Annotated in this window: 13 protein-coding genes and 1 pseudogene; 7 read left to right on the top strand and 7 right to left on the bottom strand. The window is 61.2% G+C overall.

Annotation, left to right across the window (positions count from 1 at the left end; genetic code table 11):
* Positions 1–70 precede the first annotated feature (70 nt).
* Complete coding sequence (locus tag HX869_RS03270) at positions 71–2140, bottom strand: AsmA family protein (RefSeq protein WP_178902726.1); 2070 nt, start codon at positions 2138–2140, stop codon at positions 71–73.
* Between the two features lie 368 nt (positions 2141–2508).
* Here HX869_RS03270 and HX869_RS03265 point away from each other — a divergent pair, with 368 nt between their 5' ends.
* Both HX869_RS03265 and HX869_RS03260 read left to right on the top strand, forming a co-directional pair.
* Positions 2509–2958 carry a hypothetical protein gene (locus tag HX869_RS03265; protein WP_003217421.1) on the top strand — a complete coding sequence of 150 codons (450 nt, stop codon included), beginning with the start codon at positions 2509–2511 and terminating at the stop codon, positions 2956–2958.
* Positions 2959–3109: 151 nt separating this feature from the next.
* A complete protein-coding gene (locus HX869_RS03260; protein ID WP_003217423.1) occupies positions 3110–3742 on the top strand; it encodes a TetR family transcriptional regulator in 633 nt (210 codons plus the stop codon).
* A 1-nt stretch (position 3743) separates the two neighbouring features.
* On the opposite strand, the gene HX869_RS03255 is transcribed toward HX869_RS03260, so the two are convergent.
* Positions 3744–4232, bottom strand: a complete 489-nt coding sequence (locus HX869_RS03255) for a C40 family peptidase (protein ID WP_087692460.1) — start codon at positions 4230–4232, stop codon at positions 3744–3746.
* A 338-nt stretch (positions 4233–4570) separates the two neighbouring features.
* On the opposite strand from HX869_RS03255, the gene ureE reads away from it, so the two are divergent.
* From ureE to HX869_RS03230, 5 genes and pseudogenes are all read left to right on the top strand, one after another.
* The gene (gene ureE, locus HX869_RS03250) at positions 4571–5071 is read left to right on the top strand and encodes an urease accessory protein UreE (RefSeq protein WP_003217426.1); all 501 of its coding nucleotides are present in this window, start codon (positions 4571–4573) and stop codon (positions 5069–5071) included.
* Positions 5068–5742 carry an urease accessory protein UreF gene (locus tag HX869_RS03245; protein ID WP_178902725.1) on the top strand — a complete coding sequence of 225 codons (675 nt, stop codon included), beginning with the start codon at positions 5068–5070 and terminating at the stop codon, positions 5740–5742. The genes ureE and HX869_RS03245 overlap by 4 nt, the downstream gene beginning before the upstream one ends.
* Positions 5743–5765: 23 nt before the next feature.
* Positions 5766–6380: an urease accessory protein UreG gene (ureG, locus tag HX869_RS03240; protein ID WP_003217431.1), complete on the top strand. Its 615-nt coding sequence runs from the start codon at positions 5766–5768 to the stop codon at positions 6378–6380.
* 24 nt (positions 6381–6404) lie between these two features.
* Positions 6405–6971, top strand: a pseudogene (locus HX869_RS03235) (HupE/UreJ family protein); the annotation flags it as partial.
* 79 nt (positions 6972–7050) lie between these two features.
* Positions 7051–8181, top strand: coding sequence for an AGE family epimerase/isomerase (locus HX869_RS03230; protein WP_177080382.1), 1131 nt, complete (start codon positions 7051–7053; stop codon positions 8179–8181).
* Here HX869_RS03230 and HX869_RS03225 read toward each other — a convergent pair.
* The 5 genes from HX869_RS03225 to livM form a co-directional block, all read right to left on the bottom strand.
* Positions 8153–9058 carry a cation diffusion facilitator family transporter gene (locus HX869_RS03225; RefSeq protein ID WP_102367988.1) on the bottom strand — a complete coding sequence of 302 codons (906 nt, stop codon included), beginning with the start codon at positions 9056–9058 and terminating at the stop codon, positions 8153–8155. The two genes, HX869_RS03230 and HX869_RS03225, sit on opposite strands and share 29 nt — an antisense overlap.
* Positions 9059–9282: 224 nt before the next feature.
* On the bottom strand, positions 9283–10050 hold the full coding sequence (locus tag HX869_RS03220; RefSeq protein ID WP_008439080.1) for an SDR family oxidoreductase: 768 nt from the start codon (positions 10048–10050) through the stop codon (positions 9283–9285).
* A gap of 807 nt (positions 10051–10857) precedes the next feature.
* Entirely contained in the window at positions 10858–11574 is a 717-nt protein-coding gene (locus HX869_RS03215; RefSeq protein WP_003217439.1) for an ABC transporter ATP-binding protein, read from the bottom strand.
* Entirely contained in the window at positions 11571–12446 is an 876-nt protein-coding gene (locus HX869_RS03210) for an ABC transporter ATP-binding protein (protein ID WP_003217442.1), read from the bottom strand. The genes HX869_RS03215 and HX869_RS03210 overlap by 4 nt, the downstream gene beginning before the upstream one ends.
* The gene (gene livM / locus HX869_RS03205; RefSeq protein WP_003217445.1) at positions 12443–13720 is read right to left on the bottom strand and encodes a high-affinity branched-chain amino acid ABC transporter permease LivM; all 1278 of its coding nucleotides are present in this window, start codon (positions 13718–13720) and stop codon (positions 12443–12445) included. The genes HX869_RS03210 and livM overlap by 4 nt, the downstream gene beginning before the upstream one ends.
* Position 13721 lies beyond the last annotated feature (1 nt).

Raw genomic sequence — 13721 nt, 5'->3', positions numbered from 1 at the left:
GAACATTCTTGACTGATCCACCGCCTTCGCGAGCAAGCCCGCTCCCACATTTGGTTCACGGTTTTGTCAGCTAGCCTTTCACTGTTTTAGGTGCCTTGCCTTCCTTCATCTGTTGCAGCAGCGGCGCACACTGGTTCGGCTCATCGCCGCTCGGTGCCACCAGCGCCAGCAAACCCGCCGCCGGGCCGGCAATCACACCCAAGGCAACCATGCCCGCACCACGCAGCATCAGCGGCACCGCCTTCACGCCAGCATTCGGTTTGATAAACGGCCCGTTGACGTACAACGGCGAGCGCAGGGAAAACAGGCGGAAGCCTTTGGACTCCGGAGTAATGGTCAGGTCAAGCTGCTCGCTGGCCATGTTCGCGGTGCCATCGATGTAGATGATCGCGTTCTCGGTATCGAACACAAACAGACGAGTCGTCGCCAGGCCCGACTTGATGCCGAAGTCTGCGGCCGCACAGTTGATCTTCACTTCCTTGTCGCCAAACAGGCGGCCGACCACGTAGTTGCCGACGTTGAGCCCGGCGATTTCCATCAGTCCGCGGCTGATGGCGCCGTCGTTGATCAACATCTTCAGATCGCCATTCGACGTGCCAAGCAATGCCGCGACGGAGTTGCCGCGCCCGGAAATGTCCGCGTCGCCGTTGAGCTCACCGAAGCTGGTTTTCATCGGCTCGAAGGTCGGGAACAACTGCTTGAGCTTGAAGTTGCGCGCGGTGAGTCTGGCCTGGCCTTCCATCGGCGTGGTGCGCCCGTTGAGACGAATCTGCGCGTCGAGCTTGCCACCGGCCACGCCGAAACGCAGGGGCTCCAGGCTCAACTGCCCGTCGTTCAGCACCAGGTGAGTGTAGAGATCGGTGAACGGCAATTCGGCACTGTGGACGATGCGTTTGCCGGTGAATTCGACGTCGGCATCCATGTCGCGCCAGCGCTCGGTGCGGAACTCTTCCACCGGCAGCACCTTGGTCGCCGGCTGCTTGCTTTCGCCGCCACGGGCTTTTTGCTTGGCGTTGGAGTCGGCACCGATCAGCGGCGCCAGGTCGGTCATCAACAGCTGGTTGGAGACCAGCGCCCCGGTGAGCTTGGGCCGCGGCTGGCTGGCGACGTAGCCGAGGTTGCCGTGGATGTCGCTGTTGCCGATCTTGCCGTTGAAGTTTTCATACTGGAACGACGCGCCACTGGCCTCATGCAACTTGGCGATCAGGTGGCCGTCGGTGGAATAGGCCGGCGAATCCGGCAAGGTCACGCCGGTCAGGGGGTACAGGTTGCCCAGGCTGCTGCCGGAGAGCTTGAGGCGCAGGTCGAGGGCGCCGAGGTTCATCGGGTCGGTCAGGGTGCCGGCCAGCGAGATGCTGGTGTCGCCGATCCTGGCCTGGGCTTGCAGCGGGAACGGCTTGGCCGCGTCCTGCAAGGCCAGCAGGCCACCGATCTTGCCGGTGCCATCGAGTTTCTGGCCGTGGTATTGGCCCTTGACCTTGAGGCCGAACGCGTAATCCTGCGGCGCCGAGCCTTTTTCCAGGGCTTTCCTGGCGTCGGCATCGCCGACGATCTCGCCGAAGGGGATCGGCTTGCCGAGCAGGTCGATCACGACGTCGAGCTGGGTCTTGAGAGTCTGGTCGTCGAGGGTCACATGGCCTTTGTCAAAGCCGATGGCGCCGATGTCCACCACCCAGTTGGACGGTTCGGCATTCGGGTCCTTGGGGTCGAACTTGAAGGTCCAGTTGGCGCGGCCATCGGCCAGGCGCTGCAACTGCGCACTCGGTTCGGTGAGGTCGATACGCGGGATCACCACGCGCTGGGCCAGCAACGCCAGGGGCGAGATACGCAACTCCACGCGCTTGAGGGTGACCATCTGCGGGGCTTTCGACCAGTCGGGATTACCCAGGGTCAGGTCTTCGGCAATCACATGGGGCCACGGAATCCAGGCGCGCCAGCCACCCTCATCGGGCTCGCGCTGCCACACCACTGCCAGGTTGCCATTGATGGCAAACGGTCGATGCAACTCTTCGGAGACCTTGGCGTTGAGGGGCGGCTTGATCCGGTTCCAGTCAAAGAACACCAGGACCAACACCACAATGGCGATTAACAAAACGAAGCTGGCGCAGCTCCAGGCGAGAATTTTACGAGTGCGCGTCATTGCACAGGACTCCAGGTTACGACTGAGCGGGCGCTTTGCGGCGCGCGTTTTGACTACAGCTTATATGGCTACGACTGACAAACGGCGCGGGGGTTTAACCCCATTGATGAATTCCTCCTAAAAACCGCCTTTCCTGACCAACCAGACAGTTTCAATCATCAACGACGCACCGTTGTTACCCACGTTCGTGTCGAAAATACCCACCTCGGTGCAAAAGCGCGGGCTTGAGACCTGCGAGATAGAGCCTTCGCAGGGAACAATCAATTCTGTTGATTATTACCATTGTGTTTATGAACTTTTATATCGACTTATCAAGAGTAGCATTAGCCCTGTACCCAATTTATCGCCCTCCCAAGGAGCAACCCATCATGAAACGCCAAATACTCGCAAGCTTTGCACTTTCCCTCCTGGCCACCAGCGCATTTGCCCTGCCAGCTGCTGAACAGGCAACCCCACAAGTGAAAGCCGACGCTTCCCACTTCAGCCAAACCCTGGCTCGCAGCGGCGCTTCGGACAAGAACAACACCGACTACAACGGCAGCATCACTGAAAACGGTTCGGAACAAGCCAACAAACGTGCTTACACCGAAGGCGTTGCTGAAGGTGGCCGTGATCGTCTGGAACAGAAAGGCCTGGTTGAAGGTGGCGCTGATCGCCTGATGGAACGCAACGCTGTTGCCGAAGGTGGTCGTGATCGCCTGGAACAGAAAGGCCTGGTTGAAGATGGTTCGAGCCGCGCCAACAAACGCGCTTATGCTGACGGCGTAGTGGAAGGCGGTGCTGACCGTCTGGCAGAACTGCATCAAGCACAGAGCTAAGCCCGTGCTGGCCCTGGAAAAAAGCCCGATCAGCCGATCGGGCTTTGACTTTGTGTGAACCGCAACGCCCTTCTCCCTTTTGAAGTTCGACGCTGGCAAAGCTGATTTGCTAGAGTGCGTCGCTGTCCTTGTCCACAAAGCCCGCCTGCCAATGCTGCCCCGCGCCGAACAGAAGCAACAGACCCGACTCGCCCTGATGGACGCAGCCCGCCATCTGATGGAGTGTGGCCGTGGGTTCGGCAGCCTGAGCCTGCGTGAAGTGGCCAAGACCGCCGGCATCGTGCCCACCGGTTTCTACCGTCACTTTGCCGATATGGATCAGCTGGGCCTGGTATTGGTCAGCGAAGTCGGCCAGACCTTTCGCGCGACGATTCGCCTGGTGCGCCACAACGAATTCGTGATGGGCGGCATCATCGATGCCTCCGTGCGGATTTTCCTGGATGTGGTCGCCGCCAACCGTTCGCAATTCCTGTTCCTGGCCCGCGAGCAATACGGTGGCAGCCTCGCCGTTCGCCAAGCCATTGGTGCCCTGCGTGAAGACATCGCCAGCGACCTCGCCGCCGACCTGACCCTGATGCCCAAGCTCCAGCACCTGGATGCCGACGGCCTGCACGTGATGGCCGACCTGATCGTCAAGAGCGTGTTCGCCACCCTGCCCGACATTATCGACCCGCCCGCCGAAGCGCTGCCTGCGCACCTCACGCCACAAGCCAAGATCACCCAGCAGCTGCGTTTCATCTTTATCGGCCTCAAGCATTGGCAAGGCCTGGGCAGCACCGAATAACTCAGCGCACGGTGTGAAAACGCTTGGCGGTGGTGTAGTTCCGGTTCCAATAGCTGTTGGCCAGTGAGTCGATGCGCACGCTTTTGCCCGTGCGTGGCGAGTGGATGAACTTGCCCTCTCCTATATAGAGACCAACGTGGCTGACCTGGCCGCGCCCATTGCCCCTGAAAAACACCGCATCACCCGGTTGCAACGCATTGCGCTTGACCGTGGCCGCGGTTGAGCGGTGCATCGCCGAGGTGGTGCGAGGCAGATGAATGTTGGCTTCGGTCTTGAACAGGTACACCAGGAAGCTGCTGCAATCGAAGCCCTGCTTCACCGAAGCGCCGCCCAATTTATAGGGCGTGCCCAACAGCTCGTGGGCGCGGTCGATCACGTTGTCGATAGAAGGTGGCGGCGCGAATGCCGGGGCACGCTGAAGGTTGGCCGAAGCAGATGAAATGGCGAGCGACAAACTGACAATGAGTAAACAGAAAAATGACTTGTACATGGTGGAAACCGCTGAAGATTAAATACGGAGCGGAATCCTAATGAAACAGCGCGTAACGCAACGCACGGCAAATCCTGCAAGTGCGTAGGAAAAGTCCCAAGCAATCAAAACTCAAAAAAAGATGAAAGAAATTTCATGCACCAAGCAATGGAATTCAACGCCGAGCGCCCGGATCCGGTGCTATAAATCCAACCACGCACCAAAATGAAACATTTTGGAATAATTTCCTGCGCCATCAGGTGGCACAAGTCGCCTGCCTACAGGGAATTCCTACTCCCCGCGTGGTTGGCAAGACCCTTGCTCTAGCTTGCTTATCGCTCATAGCTGGAAGCTTTCTGATGCTGGTGATCCACCGCCGAATCGCCCCCCAACCCGTCTGGGCCGCAGAGTTGCTGCTGAATTTCGAAGCCCGCAGCAAAAGCCGCCTGCGCTGTTTCAGTGCCGACGGAGAAGACGTCGGCCTGTTTCTGGAGCGCGGCCAACCGCCGCTGCACGATGGCGAATTCCTACAGGCTGAAGACGGACGTGTCGTACGCGTGTGCGCCCGACCTGAACAACTGCTGCACGTCACTTGCGGCAGTGCCTTTGAACTGACCCGCGCCGCCTATCACCTGGGCAACCGCCACGTGGCGCTGCAAGTGGGTGACGGTTGGCTGCGCCTGCTCGATGACTACGTGCTCAAGGCCATGCTCGATCAGTTGGGCGCGACGACCGAGACCATCGAGGCCCCCTTCCAGCCGGAACACGGCGCCTATGGCGGCGGCCACCACCATTCCCGCCATGGCGACGAAGACTTCAACTACCCGCCCAAGCTGCACCAGTTCGGCGTACGTCTATGAACCCAGCCTGGGCGCTGTTGCGTCTGGCCAGTCCGCAGCTGCCGATTGGTGGCTACAGCTATTCCCAGGGCCTGGAAATGGCCGTGGAGCAAGCCCGCGTGACCGACCCGGCAAGTGCCGGGCGCTGGATCAGCGATCAACTGTTGCTCAACCTGGCGCGCTTCGAAGCGCCGCTGCTGCTCGCCCACTGCCAGGCCGCCGCCGAACAGGACTGGTCGCGCCTCGCGCAGTTGTGTGAGGAACACCGCGCCAGCCGTGAAACCCGCGAGCTGTATCAGGAAAGCCGGCAGATGGGCTATTCCCTGCACCAGCTATTGAACGGTTTACCGGAGCTGGATGACGCCGCCCGAGAGTTCCTGGCACAGCGCTCCGAACCGCACCTGGCCCTGGGCTGGGCCCTGGCCGCCCGCGCCTGGCAGATCAGCCCGGATGACGCCCTGGCCGCCTGGCTGTGGAGTTGGCTGGAAAACCAATTGGCGGTGCTGATGAAGACGCTGCCTCTGGGCCAACAAGCCGCCCAGCGCCTGACCAGCGAACTGCTGCCGCTGCTGCAACAAGCCCAGCAGAACGCCAGCCAGCTTGACCCCAATCACTACGGCAGCGCCGCGTTTGGCCTGTCCCTGGCGTGCATGGCCCATGAGCGCCAGTACAGCCGCCTGTTCCGTTCCTAGGGCACTTTATCTTGGAGAATCACATGAACACCCAACCCCTGCGCGTCGGCATCGGCGGCCCGGTCGGCTCCGGCAAGACCGCCCTGACCCTGGCCCTGTGCCTGGCCCTGCGTGATCGCTACAACCTGGCGGTGGTCACCAACGATATCTACACCCGCGAAGACGCCGACTTCCTGGTGCGCAACCAGGCCCTGGCGCCCGAGCGCATCATCGGTGTGGAAACCGGCGGCTGCCCCCACACCGCGATTCGCGAAGACGCCTCGATCAACCTCGAAGCGGTAGACCAGTTGAACCGTCGCTTTCCCGGCCTGGACCTGATCCTGGTGGAATCCGGCGGCGACAACCTGTCGGCCACCTTCAGCCCGGAACTGTCGGACCTGACCATCTACGTGATCGATGTGTCGGCCGGCGACAAGCTGCCGCGCAAAGGCGGGCCGGGAATCTGCAAATCCGACCTGCTGGTGATCAACAAGATCGACCTGGCGCCGCTGGTAGGCGCATCCCTGGAACTGATGAACAGCGATACCCAGCGCATGCGCGGCGGTAAACCTTTCGTCTTCAGCAATCAGAAAACCGGCGTCGGCCTGGAAGAAATCGTCGCCTTCATCGAACGCCAGGGCTTGCTGACCGCAGCCTGATCAACCCCCACAAGGAGCCTGTCCATGCGCCTCAATACACTTCTCGCTGCCGCAGCCCTGCTGCTCACTCCCGCCCTCGCCTTCGCCCACCCCGGCCATGGCGACAACGGCCTGGTGGCCGGTATCAGCCACCCGCTGGGCGGCATCGACCACTTGCTGGCAATGGTCGCCGTGGGCCTGTGGGCCGCTCAACAAAAAGGCTCGGCGCGCTGGGCGCTGCCGTGCACGTTTGTCGGCACCATGCTGATCGGCGGGATGCTGGGCTTTGAAGGGCTGGAACTGCCGGCGCTGGAAAGCGGGATTGCCGCGTCGGTGCTGGCGCTGGGCCTGGCGGTAGCGCTGGCGGTGCGGCCGCCGTTGTTCGTGGCGGTGGCGGCGACGGCGCTGTTTGCACTGTTCCATGGCGTGGCCCATGGTTTGGAGCTGCCGGACATGTCCAGCCCTTGGGCGTATGCCATAGGGTTTGTGGGTGCGACGGCGGTTTTGCATGCTGCCGGTTATGCCGTGGTGCGTTTCCTGCCGGCGGCGGCTGCGCCGTTGGTGCGGGTGGCGGGTGCGGCTTCGGCGGCGACTGGGGTTTGGTTGCTCGCGAAGGCGGCAGTAAAGACAACACCGATCCCAAGCCTGATACCATGTCGCGCAAACACCCCTGCCGTGACGACGCCAGCCGATGCCCATCGCTCCAAGCTCCGCCCTCAAGCCTCAATTGACCGCCGTGTTGACGCACTTCCACGACCTGATCGTGCCGCTCTGGCAAGGCCCGGGCTGGAATGCCGACCTGGCGCTGCCCTATGAGGCCCTGGACGCCGATCATCGGCCTTTGCCCCCGCAACGCTATCGCGCCATGGCCTGCGCACGGCAGTTGTACCTGTTTGCCAGCCTGATCGGTGAACCCGGCGCAGCCTTTGCCGAGGAGCGCGCCGCCGCGTTGTTCCGCTCCCTGCAACGGCACTTCCACGACGCCGAGCACGGCGGCTGGTTCTACAGCATCGACGCCCACGGCAAGCCGCTGGATAAGCGCAAGGACCTCTACACCCACGCCTTCATCATCTTCGCCTGCGCCCACTATTGGGCCAAGGTACGTGAATCGCTGGTGGAATCGGTACTCGACGCCGCCCTGGAAGTGGTCGCCGAACGCTTCGCCACCGGCGACGGCCTGTACGAAGCGGTGCTGGAACGTAACTGGTCATCCCTCAAGTCTGGCCCTCTGCAAAACCCGCTGATGCACCTTGCCGAAGGTTTCCTCGCCACGTTGGCCGTGCGGGAGGACGCCGTCACCCAAGACGCGTTGCTGGACCTGGCCAACGCCATGCAGAAGCGCTTCATCGACCGCCAACACGGGGTGATGATGGAAAAACCGCTGGGTGCTGTGGATAACTGGTTTGAACCGGGGCATCAGTTCGAATGGTTCTTCCTGCTGGAATCTTCGGATTTGCTGCGGGGCACACCGTTGCACACATCACTGAGCAAAGCGTTCACCTATGCCGAGCAAAAGGGTGTGGATAACCTGACCGGTGCGGTCAGCGGCATGCTCGCCCTGGACGGCAGCGTGCGCGACGGCACCCAGCGCATCTGGGCCCAGGCCGAATACCTGCGGGCGCTGACCTTGCGGCCCGACAGTGAAGCCGTGCTACAACGCCAATTGCTGGCGCTGCAACAACGCTTCCTGCACGACAAAGGCTGGAATGAGTGCCTGGATGCCAGGGGGCACGTGAGCCGGCGGGACATGCCGTCGACCACGCCTTACCACTTGGCGACGTGCTACCTGGGCCTTACGCAATCCATTTGCGGTCCCCGGTAAAACTGATCGTCAGCCAGCGGGCCGCGTCGGGCTTGCCCAACCCTGTGGATATTTCTTCGCGCAGCCCGTCCAGGGTGGCGACGTTATCCACCGGGTAATCCGCCGGCAGCACCACATGAATCTCGATAAACCGCGCCCGCCCGTGCTTCTGCACGTAGGACACGTAATCATCGAAACCATGCCTGGCCTGGGCCGCCTCCATCACTTCGCGCACTTTTCCGTCCAGTTGGTCCGGCACAATCCCCAACACGTCGCGTAGCGCCGGGCGCAGGATCTTGAAGGCCGGCGCCAGCATGCTCAACGCCAGCAGGATCAGGATCAACGGGTCCACATACACCGCCCACTGCCCATAGCCCTGGGACTTGAGCAACAGCGCCGCCAGGAAGCTCACCAGCAGCCCCACCGACAGCATCGCGTCCACCAGCCAACTGATGTTGTCGAACTGGATCAGCGACGACTTGAGCGTGCGATTGCGGTAACGCACGTAGAAGAAATAGGCGAACTCGACGACGGTAAACACCGCCGCATAGATGATCACCAGGCCCAACTCGATATCGCGCCCGCCATTGATAATGCCGAACACGCCGTTGAGAAACGCGTAGATGGCGATCAACAGCAGGAAACTGCCCTCGATCAGCAGCACCATGGGCTCCAGGTGCCAGTAGCCGAACTGGAAACGTTCGTTGCTTTTCTTGGCGATCAGCTTGGCCGTGATCAGCATCAGCACCTTGATGGCGGTGGCGATCAGCGAGAAAAAGCCGTCGAATAAAATCGATTGGGCGCCCGACACCACCCCCGTGACAATCCCGGCGATCGCCACGGCGAACATCAGGATGGTCGATTGTTTGAGCAGCGACTGCTCACCTCGGTTACTCACATATCCTCCTGTCAAAACCCTTGAACCGCACAGCGCGGCGGGGTTTTCAGGGGTGGAGTGTACCTTATGTCCTGTTTTGGCCGATTTGCCGCATATTCAAGCCTGACAAAAACCCTGTGGCGAGGGAGCTTGCTCCCGCTGGGCGGCGAAGCCGCCCCAAAAAAGCCAGGGCCGCTTCGCAGCCCAGCGGGAGCAAGCTCCCTCGCCACAACAGCTCGACGAACTTAGGCCTTGGCGCCACGCTCAATCGCAAACCCGGCCCAGGTCTGGCTCACTGGCATCAGCTCCAGGCGGTTGATGTTCACGTGTGCCGGGGTGTTAAGCACCCAGAAGATCGTATCCGCAATGTCCTGCGGCTGGATCGGCTCGGCACCGGCATAAGTCGCGTCATAACGCGCCTGGTCACCGGCAAAGCGCACCAGCGAGAACTCACTCTCACACAGGCCCGGCTCGATGTTGGTCACGCGCACGCCGGTGCCCTGCAGGTCGCAACGCAGGTTCAGCGAGAACTGTTTGACGAAGGCCTTGGTGCCGCCATACACGTGGCTGCCCGGGTACGGGTAGCTGCCGGCAATGGAACCGAGGTTGATGATGCCGGCGCCACGGCCATGGGCGATCAGGCGCGGCAACAGCAGGCTGGTGGTGGTCAGCAGACCCTTGATGTTGGTGTCGACCATGGTTTCCCAATCGTCGAGGCTGCACTTCGGCGCAGGGTCGGTGCCCACCGCCAGGCCGGCGTTGTTGATCAGCCCGCGCAGCGTGGCAAAGGACGGCGGCAGGTTGGCGATCGCCTCTTCCATGGCCTTGCGGTCACGCACGTCCACCACCAGGCCGAGCACTTCGGTCTGCTTGGAAAGCTCGGCGCACAGGGCGTTCAAGCGCTCTGCGCGGCGGCCGGTGAGCACCAGTTTCCAGCCGGCTTCGGCAAAACGGCGGGCACAGGCTTCGCCAAAACCGGAGGTCGCGCCAGTAATAAACAGCGTATCGGACATGGTGTTCTCCTTGCGGGGCTACGAGGTAAAAAATCAGCCAGCAGAATGCCCGGCTGCCGGGCTGGCGGCAACTGATACACGCTGTGGACACAGGTGAATGCCGCTCATGCTGTACGAAATTCAACCAATCGCCCGAAAGCCATACAGGCCGTGGCGTGCAGCCATGTGCGCGCACCTTATCCACAGCCCCGTCCACAGTCTTTGGGGGCAAGTACAAAAGCTGAAAGCCGCGCTACACAAGGCTTTCAGCGCGATTCAAAAAGTTTTTTGCTTGACCTTGCGTAGTCCGTATGTAGCCCGGTTCAAAACGGTGCAACCAGGACGATGGCTCCAGGCCAGTCATTCCGGCCTCTGCGGCACTCTTTCCAGAGTTTAGTCACAGACTTATCCACAGGCCGAAGTGACATATTCCGGTCATATACCTGTGTCTTTAAACAGGTTGACAAAACCCTCGGGTGGTCACGAAAAACTCACTGATCAATAAACAACCACCACGCTGCAAGCCGCGAAAACAAAGGCCTCCAGCCAGCTACTCCCACGTTACCCACAGCCGGTTCCACAGTGCTTGGGGACAAGTCAAAACTGTGACAAAACAGGGATTTGCGGCGGCTATATGTCGCGCTTTGGCAGGTGCCCGGATTTGTTGTCCACAATTTCAGGAAAGCCTGCAGGCGACGCAAAAAAATGTGGGAGCGGGCTTGCTCGCGAAAGCGGCGTATCAGTCAATGCACATGTGACTGACCCACCGTCTTCGCGAGCAAGCCCGCTCCCACACAAGCCCGCTCCCACATTGGACCTGCGAACGACTTAATGCCCGCCGAGGTAGGCGTTACGCACCTCCTCATTCACCAGCAGCTCCTTGCCGGTGCCGGTAAGGCGAATCTCGCCGTTGACCATCACGTACGCCCGGTCCGACAAGCGCAACGCATGGTTGGCGTTCTGCTCCACCAGGAAGATGGTCATGCCGGTAGACGCCAGCTCCCGCAGCGTGGAAAAGATCTGCTTCACCACGATCGGCGCCAGCCCCAGGCTCGGCTCGTCCAGCAGCAACAGCTTGGGCCGGCTCATCAGTGCGCGGGCGATGGCAAGCATCTGCTGTTCACCACCGGACATGGTCATCGCCCGCTGGTTGCGCCGCTCCTTGAGCCGCGGGAACAGCTCGAACATGCGCTGCATGTCTTCGGTGGCGAACTTGTCGCCAATCGGGATGGTGCCCATCAGCAGGTTTTCCTCGACGGTCATGTCGGGGAACACCCGCCGCCCTTCCGGCGACTGCGCAATGCCGTTGGAGGCGATGTAGTGGGATGATTTGTGGGTAATGTCGACGCCGCGGTAGATGATCTGCCCGGACTCGGCCCGTGGCTGGCCAAAGATCGACATCAGCAGCGTGGATTTACCCGCGCCGTTGGAGCCGATCAGGCTCACAGTTTCGCCTTCGTTGATGTGCAGCGAAACTTTCTTCAGGGCCTGGATCGGGCCGTAGAACACGTCCAGGTCTTTCAGTTCGAGGATTGGCTCACTCATACCAGTTCCTCTTCGTCAGCGCCCAGATAAGCCGCGATCACCTTCGGATCATTGCGGATCGCTTCCGGCCCGCCCTCGGCAATCACGTTGCCGTGGTCCAGCACCACGATGTGGTCGGAAATACTCATCACCATGCCCATGTCGTGTTCGATCAGCACCACCGTCAGGTCGTGCTCGTCCCGCAGCAGGCGAATCATCGCGCTGAGGGCTTCGGTTTCCTGGGGGTTGAGGCCGGCGGCCGGTTCGTCGAGGCAAATAATCTGCGGCCGGGTGCACATGGCACGGGCGATTTCCAGGCGGCGCTGCTGGCCGTAGGACAGCTCGCCGGCCAGGCGGTTGGCGCAGTCCACCAGGTCCACCACTTCCAGCCAGTAGAACGCATGGTCGAGGGCATCGCTTTCAGCCTTACGGTAGCCCTTGGTATTGAGGATGCCCGCGAGCATGTTGCGATTGACCCACATGTGCTGGGCCACCAGCAGGTTCTCCACCACCGACATTTCCTTGAACAGGCGAATGTTCTGGAAGGTGCGCGCCAAACCCGCCCGGTTCACCAGGTGAGTGCCGCCGAACATCTTGTAGAACACCCGGCTGACGAAGCTTTTCGGCGAGACAAAGTCGGTGGCCTTGAAGCGCTCGCCCAGCAGTTGGATCACGTTGGTCTGCTTGCCGCGCACATTGAGTTCGATCTTGCCGCCGGAGGCTTTGTAGAAACCGGTCAGGCAGTTGAACACGGTGGTCTTGCCGGCACCGTTGGGACCGATCAGGGCGAAGATCGAGTTGCGCTTGACCTTGAGACTTACGTCGCTCAAGGCCTTGATGCCACCAAAGTGCATCATCAGGTGTTCCACGGAAAGAACGACTTCCTTGCTCATGGCGCCACTCCTTTACGCGGGACAACACCGGTACGGCTGATACGAATCAGGCCTCGTGGTCGCCAGATCATCATCACCACCATCAACACGCCGAAGAGCAGCACGCGGTACTCGGAGAAGCTGCGCAGCAGCTCCGGCGCCACCGTCAGCACGAACGCGGCAATCACCACGCCGACGGTCGAGCCCATGCCGCCCAATACCACGATGGCGAGTATCAGCGCCGACTCGAAGAAGGTGAACGACGACGGGTTGACGAAGCCCTGGTAGCTGGCGAAAAACACCCCGGCCAGACCGGCAGTGGACGCGCCGATGGTGAACGCCGAGAGCTTCACCAGCACGTGGTTGAGGCCCATGGAACGGCAGGCGATTTCGTCTTCGCGCAAGGCTTCCCACGCGCGGCCCACCGGCATGCGGGTCAGGCGGTGCTTGATGTACAGCACCAGCAGCACTACCAGGAACAGCACGATGTAGATGAACAGGAATTTGATGTTGGGGTTGTAGTCGATGCCGAAGAACTCGTGGAACGGCACCCCGCCATCCTTCGCCTTGCGCACGAACTCCAGGCCGAAAAACGTTGGCGACGGCACCGGCATGCCGTTCGGGCCACCGGTAAACGACAGCCAGTTATTCAGCACCAGGCGGATGATTTCACCGAAGCCCAGGGTCACGATCGCCAGGTAATCGCCGTGCATTCGCAGCACCGGAAACCCGAGTATGCACCCCGCCAGCGCCGCACAAATCGCCGCCAGCGGCAGCACCGACCAGAAGCCCAGGCCGAGGTACTGGTAACCCAGCGCCAGGCCATAGGCGCCGATGGCGTAGAACGCCACGTAACCCAGGTCGAGCAGCCCGGCCAGGCCGACCACGATGTTCAGGCCAAGGCCCAGCAACACGTAGATCAACCCGAGGATCACCACGGTCAGCAGGTATTTGTTGGCGAAGAACGGGAACACGATGGCAATCACGATCAACGCCGGGATGATCCAGCGCAGGCGCGACTTGTAGTCCGGCTTGAGCACATGCACACCGGAGCCGGTGCTTTCAAACCCTTGCAGAATCCGCAGGCCCCTTGGGGTTTGCAGGAACAGGCTCATGGCGAACCGGCCGACCATCACGATGGCCACCAGAATGCCGACACGCGCCGGTTGCAGGTTGAAGCTGTAGCCGTCGAGGACCACGCCGACGATCGGACCGAACACGATCAGCGAAATCAGCCCGGCGAGTACCGCATCGACGACACTTTTCTTGATATCGATAGAGTAGGCAGCAGACATA

The organism is Pseudomonas sp. P7779 (assembly GCF_013386315.1).
Taxonomy (GTDB): Bacteria; Pseudomonadota; Gammaproteobacteria; order Pseudomonadales; family Pseudomonadaceae; genus Aquipseudomonas.
Note: the sequence above shows the minus strand (reverse complement) of the source record. Positions and strands in the feature narration are given on the sequence as shown.

Coding starts and splice junctions, on each gene's coding strand:
- ureG (WP_003217431.1), top strand. CDS start 5,766: ATGAACACCCAACCCCTGCGCGTCGGCATCGGCGGCCCGGTCGGCTCC.
- livM (WP_003217445.1), bottom strand. CDS start 13,720: ATGTCTGCTGCCTACTCTATCGATATCAAGAAAAGTGTCGTCGATGCG.
- ureE (WP_003217426.1), top strand. CDS start 4,571: ATGCTGGTGATCCACCGCCGAATCGCCCCCCAACCCGTCTGGGCCGCA.
- HX869_RS03220 (WP_008439080.1), bottom strand. CDS start 10,050: ATGTCCGATACGCTGTTTATTACTGGCGCGACCTCCGGTTTTGGCGAA.
- HX869_RS03245 (WP_178902725.1), top strand. CDS start 5,068: ATGAACCCAGCCTGGGCGCTGTTGCGTCTGGCCAGTCCGCAGCTGCCG.
- HX869_RS03230 (WP_177080382.1), top strand. CDS start 7,051: ATGCCCATCGCTCCAAGCTCCGCCCTCAAGCCTCAATTGACCGCCGTG.
- HX869_RS03270 (WP_178902726.1), bottom strand. CDS start 2,140: ATGACGCGCACTCGTAAAATTCTCGCCTGGAGCTGCGCCAGCTTCGTT.
- HX869_RS03265 (WP_003217421.1), top strand. CDS start 2,509: ATGAAACGCCAAATACTCGCAAGCTTTGCACTTTCCCTCCTGGCCACC.
- HX869_RS03255 (WP_087692460.1), bottom strand. CDS start 4,232: ATGTACAAGTCATTTTTCTGTTTACTCATTGTCAGTTTGTCGCTCGCC.
- HX869_RS03210 (WP_003217442.1), bottom strand. CDS start 12,446: ATGAGCAAGGAAGTCGTTCTTTCCGTGGAACACCTGATGATGCACTTT.
- HX869_RS03260 (WP_003217423.1), top strand. CDS start 3,110: ATGCTGCCCCGCGCCGAACAGAAGCAACAGACCCGACTCGCCCTGATG.
- HX869_RS03215 (WP_003217439.1), bottom strand. CDS start 11,574: ATGAGTGAGCCAATCCTCGAACTGAAAGACCTGGACGTGTTCTACGGC.